At 54.5% G+C, this 4,819-nt stretch carries 10 protein-coding genes; 1 reads left to right on the forward strand and 9 read right to left on the reverse strand.

What is annotated here, in order from left to right; translation table 11 throughout:
• On the forward strand, nucleotides 1-602 hold a 602-nt coding region (locus tag T363_RS0113450; RefSeq protein WP_031476659.1), incomplete at its 5' end, for an IS110 family transposase.
• Nucleotides 603-799: 197 nt separating this feature from the next.
• On the opposite strand, the gene T363_RS0113455 is transcribed toward T363_RS0113450, so the two are convergent.
• The 9 genes from T363_RS0113455 to T363_RS16185 all read right to left on the reverse strand — a co-directional run bounded on the left by T363_RS0113455 (nucleotide 800) and on the right by T363_RS16185 (nucleotide 4,443).
• Nucleotides 800-1,381, reverse strand: coding sequence for a DUF2815 family protein (locus T363_RS0113455; RefSeq protein ID WP_031476661.1), 582 nt, complete (start codon nucleotides 1,379-1,381; stop codon nucleotides 800-802).
• A gap of 13 nt (nucleotides 1,382-1,394) precedes the next feature.
• On the reverse strand, nucleotides 1,395-2,558 hold the full coding sequence (locus T363_RS0113460) for a DUF2800 domain-containing protein (RefSeq protein WP_031476663.1): 1,164 nt from the start codon (nucleotides 2,556-2,558) through the stop codon (nucleotides 1,395-1,397).
• Complete coding sequence (locus tag T363_RS15335; RefSeq protein ID WP_051643299.1) at nucleotides 2,558-2,998, reverse strand: hypothetical protein; 441 nt, start codon at nucleotides 2,996-2,998, stop codon at nucleotides 2,558-2,560. The genes T363_RS0113460 and T363_RS15335 overlap by 1 nt, the downstream gene beginning before the upstream one ends.
• On the reverse strand, nucleotides 2,998-3,282 hold the full coding sequence (locus T363_RS0113470) for a hypothetical protein (protein WP_031476667.1): 285 nt from the start codon (nucleotides 3,280-3,282) through the stop codon (nucleotides 2,998-3,000). The genes T363_RS15335 and T363_RS0113470 overlap by 1 nt, the downstream gene beginning before the upstream one ends.
• Before the next feature lies 1 nt (nucleotide 3,283).
• Nucleotides 3,284-3,541: an AbrB/MazE/SpoVT family DNA-binding domain-containing protein gene (locus T363_RS0113475; RefSeq protein WP_031476669.1), complete on the reverse strand. Its 258-nt coding sequence runs from the start codon at nucleotides 3,539-3,541 to the stop codon at nucleotides 3,284-3,286.
• A 104-nt stretch (nucleotides 3,542-3,645) separates the two neighbouring features.
• Nucleotides 3,646-3,852, reverse strand: coding sequence for a hypothetical protein (locus tag T363_RS0113480; RefSeq protein ID WP_031476671.1), 207 nt, complete (start codon nucleotides 3,850-3,852; stop codon nucleotides 3,646-3,648).
• A complete protein-coding gene (locus T363_RS16180) occupies nucleotides 3,849-4,004 on the reverse strand; it encodes a hypothetical protein (RefSeq protein ID WP_154658819.1) in 156 nt (51 codons plus the stop codon). Before T363_RS16180 ends, T363_RS0113480 begins: the two co-directional genes overlap by 4 nt.
• Nucleotides 4,001-4,267: a hypothetical protein gene (locus T363_RS0113490; protein ID WP_031476673.1), complete on the reverse strand. Its 267-nt coding sequence runs from the start codon at nucleotides 4,265-4,267 to the stop codon at nucleotides 4,001-4,003. Before T363_RS0113490 ends, T363_RS16180 begins: the two co-directional genes overlap by 4 nt.
• A gap of 14 nt (nucleotides 4,268-4,281) precedes the next feature.
• On the reverse strand, nucleotides 4,282-4,443 hold the full coding sequence (locus tag T363_RS16185) for a hypothetical protein (protein ID WP_154658820.1): 162 nt from the start codon (nucleotides 4,441-4,443) through the stop codon (nucleotides 4,282-4,284).
• Nucleotides 4,444-4,819 lie beyond the last annotated feature (376 nt).

The raw sequence follows: 4,819 nt of genomic DNA on the forward strand, positions 1-4,819 counted from the left end.
CCGAGCGTTACCGCAAATGGTGCAAGCGAAACCGTTACCAGTTCAGCATGGAGAAGGCTGCCAAGGTATACGCCCTAGCGAAGTCTGCTGTTGTGCTGGTGCAGAAGACCTCCGTCACGAAAACTCTCGTTCAAGAGGCTGCCAACCAGCTTACAGCAATCTCACGCAGCGTGGAAATTTACCGCAGTGAGATGAACAAGCTGGCGTCTCAGCTCCCGGAATACCCTGTCGTCATGAAAATGTATGGTGTCGGGGAATCCCTCGGGCCACAGCTCATGGCGGAGATCGGCGATGTGCGCCGCTTTGACCGCAAGCAGTCTTTAGTGGCCTTTGCTGGTGTAGATGCACCGCCTTGCCAGTCTGGTACCTTTGAATCGAAGAACAGACATATTTCTAAACGTGGGTCTCCCAGGCTGCGCAAAACTCTCTTTCAAGTCATGTCCACCATCATCCAACACGCACCTGCTGACGATCCTGTATTCCAATTCCTTGACCGTAAAAGACGGGAGGGCAAGCATTATTACGTCTACATGACCGCTGCAGCGAATAAGTTTCTGAGAATCTACTACGGTACTGTCATGGCTTATTTAGAGAAGCTATAACCCCGCCATAAACGATGATTTTCACACCAATTCCATGACCGCCAGAACACAACGGTCTGCTTTTCTATGCTCATTTTTGTGGGATCACCCTTTCCAGATTTTTATTCTTTTAGGCCTTGACAACTCTTGGCAGGTTTTGCAGGCTTCAGTGTAAAAAGAATGGACGCTTCGAGTGAGAGCGCCCATTCTCATTTGTCTTACATGGGCTGACCGGTGACCGGGTTGACCTGCGGCGTCTGCTCCAGACACGCAAAATCGCTCTCAGCATTTGCACGGCCGCTCAGAGGCTCGCCATCGTGGGTCTTGCACACATTGCCAAGGCCGCAGCCTACGCCGCGGTTGCCGCTGTTGTCATACGGGAAGAAGTTGATGGTGACGCGGGCATACATGCCGGAATACACGTCGGTCGGCAGCAGCTCGGCATGCACGTTGCTGATGTGCACGCACTGCGGCTTCTGCTTGCTGGATGCCGTAATGACCCAGTGGCCCTTACACTCCTCGCCGAAACGCTCACCGGCCGGACGGACGCCATCACCGTCATAGATCACGGGATAGCGCATCTGCGGGCGGCTGCCCTTCCAGAAGTTCTTTACGCCGTTTTCATACGCGGCGCTGATGGCCGCACGGATATCCGCTTCGGTAGTCTTGTCGGTCTTGGGGATCAGCAGCGTAGCGCTGTACTTCGGTTCGCCGCCATTGTTGCTGTACGGCTGATCGAGGTGTGCATACGAAATGCGGACCTCACCGGTGAGGCATTTAGTAGGATTGTTCTGATACATGATGTTGTCTCCTTTACTTGTTAATTTCGATTGCTTCAAAGTCAGCAGCTGCGCGGCTGTAAGCCGGCCGCTTGTCGCTCTCCGGCGCCAGTGCAGGCTTGCCATGCGGCTTGATGATGTGCGCACCGCAGAGCTCTGCAAACTGCGCCTTGCCGAGCAGCTTCTCCACGGCAGTCAGGGTGAGAGGTTTACGCTCATAGAGCAGTGCCTCATCAATACCCGCAGCCTTCAGATCAGAAAAGGCCTGATCCACATCGTCGAACTGGCGAACGCTGCGACCTTCAACGGCCTTCCAGCCGGGGATCGTCTTGCCCTCCAGCACCGCCCCCAGTGCGTACTCCTTGACAGCCTCCAGCCACTTGATGAAAGGCTCCGCACAGATAAGGACGTCGCCGATCTCGGTATCGCTCAGAAGGTTCGGCTCTGAAGTGGGCTGATACCGCTCGATCGTCATGTTCGACTCTGCCAGCGCTTTACACTGCGCGCGGGCCTTACAGAACCGGCAGTGGGAGCCGGGGGCAAAATCCCCCTTGCCCTCCCACGCCAGCTTGGCTCGGGGCTGCACATACCCCCCCGCCCACTTGTACAGCTCGTCCGGCGTGGTTTCCCATTCCTCCGGGGCGCCGAGCCGCAGCTGGGCAATGGTAAGGATTACCTTATCAATGCTGTACAGCAGCGAATACTGCGCCAGCGCGCCGATCGCGTAGAGCATCATCTGCGGGTTTTCCTCGGTGGAAACCGGCACGCCCTTGCCATACTTAAAGTCGATCACGCGCATCGTTCCGCCGCCCAGCATGATGCAGTCGGCTGTGCCATAACCGCCGGGCACGTAAGCAGAAAAGTCCACCTGCACCTCGCAGATTACAGACGGCGCGGCGTCGTACTGCATCGCGCAATCCTTGATGTACTCCAGATAGTCGTCCGTGACGTGATCCATCTCGGGGGTGTACAACTCGTCCTTCTTGATCTTGTTGTACGCCCGGGTGTATGCTGTCTTGAACATCGGGGTAAAGTGCTTACGCACCTTCAGCTCAGCCAGCTCATGCGCCAGCGTCCCCTCTGCCGCAAAGCTGCTCCCCTTATCCGGGAACCGCTCGCATAGATCTGCTGACGGCGGGCAGGCCAGCCAGCGGGCCGCGCTCGACGCGCCGAGCTTCGCATGTGTAATCGGGGGCATTAGATCTTCGCCCCCAATCCCCGCAGCGCCGTGGCAAACTCACCGAAGCGAGCTTCCGGCAGATCCATCAACGAATGGACGCTGAAGCTTGCGAGCAGGCTGGTGAGTTCCTGCATGCGCTGCGGCATCAGATGGTCGGTCGCTGCCTTGGCCAGCTGATCGCGGGTGTACATCGGCGCGGTGGTCGTCTGAACCGGAACAATCGGCGCAGTGGTCGTCTGAACCGGAGTCACAGCACCCTGAACCGGAGCCTGCGTAACCGCTACATGCTCCGAAGTCGGCATAGCTACCGCGGGTTCCAGAACCGAAACAGGAGCGGCTGCCGAAGTGGTGTTCATTTCGGTATGGATCTGAACTTCCTTGCAGTTGGCAGTCTTGCCGTTCAGCGCTTCAGCTAAATGATCCAGCGCCGGGATCTCCACAAACACCTTGATTTCCATTACATCAAACCTCCTAATTTGTTGAATACCTTTTTATCCTTTGCCGACAGCTTGCTATAGGCTGCCAGCGTCATCGTGATGTACCCCTTCGGCCAGGTCACCGTAACCATCGGCTCCGGCCAGCCCAGCTCCTCATCAGTCGGCTCAGGAGCCGCGGAAATACCCGGTACGCTGAAGCCATACTTATCTTTGTGGAACAAACCGTTCTTCCTGCAATACTCCCGCTTCCATGCAATTGCCCGCGTTTTACGGATTTGGGCGTGTGCTTCCTTGATCATATCCATGTCACGCCGCCCCTTTCATCCCTGCTGCGATCTGGCGGGCGCATTTCTCGCAGATCGGGCGGTCATAAAAGTCGAACAGATCGTCCTCCCCGCTGCAGAACACGCAACTGCGGCCATATTTGCGCAAAATAATATCCTCGCCCTCCACGAAGATCGCAAGCGGCGTGTTGTGTGGGATCTCCATGGTATCGCGCAACTCCTTGGACAGCGTAATGCGCCCAAGCTCATCCAAGTAGCGAACAATTCCAGTCGATTTCATTTGACAAATCCTCTCCTTGTGGTATTCTATCAGTGAAGTATTTTGCTTTGCCGCTGACGGAGTGCCCGCTCCGAAAGCGGCTTTTCTATTTGGGTGTTGCCAGATCACCCGGCTTTGCGGGACTGTCTCCGGCATTCAGACAACCTCCTTTGCTTATCTGATATCTCCTTCCGATGGAAGTATTCCAGCACGCATACCGCGCTCACTGCCCACGCCAGCCCGATCAGGCCGGTGATCTCAAGCGGTGCGCCGCTGTCCGATGCAGCCGCCGCCGCGATCGGGATAAGCGCCCAAACGGTAAATCGTTTCATTTGTTTTCCTGCTCCTTTAACTTTGCCAATTCAGCATACAGTTCGTTTTTCTCCTTTTTGTAGGTGCGCCGCACCTCTGGCGTGAGGTCTTTGTTCAAAAAATGGTTGATCTCGTTCAGACGATCATAAATCTGCCCGATGCGTTCGTTCATGATGCCGCCTCCATTTCCAACTGCGCGAGCCGTGTCGCCACGTCGCGGATGTGGTAGTAGATATGTTTCCCTGAGCGGATCGCGGGTACTCCTTTTAGAAACTTATACGTCGTTTTCACATTGCAGCCGATGTAGCTGGTCAAATCGGTCGCCGTCATCATGCCAGGCCCGATTTCTTCCGGCGGTCCGCAGCCTTTCATCCGGCGCCGCGCGACGTGCCGCTCCAGTTCTATGCGCAAATCACGCACACGGTTGTAATACATTCTTCGCCCTCCCTTTACTTAATAAGCAAAACAATCTGGGTGATGCTCAGCGCACCCGCCAAAAGCGTAAAAAGCACCATTGCAAAACCGTTCACCTTGCTTCGAGTCAGTTTGTACAAAATCATGTTTTGATTCGATAACAGCAGAATAGCGAATGTGATCAATGACAATTTCATCAAGCTCTCCTCACCTCCTCCTGCTTTGAGTGAATAACTAAAAGCCAGTGAGTCCGAATTAATGGATCATACTTCATAAAAGCAGTGGAAATTCAGTCCCAGACAAGGTATAATAGGGACGAAACTGCTGGAATTTACTGAAATTTGCGCATGACAACCGGACGACGGCTATTTTCTTGAAAAAGAAAATGCAACCCTCGCCTGAGCAGCTCTATAATTGGACTGCTCCACCGGCAATGATGTTGGTTAGTTAGGTTTTGTTTTGAGAAGCGCTGGTTTCAGGTAGACCTCGTCTGGGGCAATTGGAGAAAGGTCTAGAAGCTTCAGCAGTTTCTTTTCATTTTCACCTACGAATAAATCAAAGGGGGTTTGGTTG

Source organism: Agathobaculum desmolans ATCC 43058 (genome assembly GCF_000701665.1).
GTDB classification, from domain to species: domain Bacteria; phylum Bacillota; class Clostridia; order Oscillospirales; family Butyricicoccaceae; genus Agathobaculum; species Agathobaculum desmolans.

Coding starts and splice junctions, on each gene's coding strand:
- T363_RS0113455 (WP_031476661.1), bottom strand. CDS start 1,381: ATGTATCAGAACAATCCTACTAAATGCCTCACCGGTGAGGTCCGCATT.
- T363_RS0113460 (WP_031476663.1), bottom strand. CDS start 2,558: ATGCCCCCGATTACACATGCGAAGCTCGGCGCGTCGAGCGCGGCCCGC.
- T363_RS15335 (WP_051643299.1), bottom strand. CDS start 2,998: ATGGAAATCAAGGTGTTTGTGGAGATCCCGGCGCTGGATCATTTAGCT.
- T363_RS0113470 (WP_031476667.1), bottom strand. CDS start 3,282: ATGGATATGATCAAGGAAGCACACGCCCAAATCCGTAAAACGCGGGCA.
- T363_RS0113475 (WP_031476669.1), bottom strand. CDS start 3,541: ATGAAATCGACTGGAATTGTTCGCTACTTGGATGAGCTTGGGCGCATT.
- T363_RS0113480 (WP_031476671.1), bottom strand. CDS start 3,852: ATGAAACGATTTACCGTTTGGGCGCTTATCCCGATCGCGGCGGCGGCT.
- T363_RS16180 (WP_154658819.1), bottom strand. CDS start 4,004: ATGAACGAACGCATCGGGCAGATTTATGATCGTCTGAACGAGATCAAC.
- T363_RS0113490 (WP_031476673.1), bottom strand. CDS start 4,267: ATGTATTACAACCGTGTGCGTGATTTGCGCATAGAACTGGAGCGGCAC.
- T363_RS16185 (WP_154658820.1), bottom strand. CDS start 4,443: ATGAAATTGTCATTGATCACATTCGCTATTCTGCTGTTATCGAATCAA.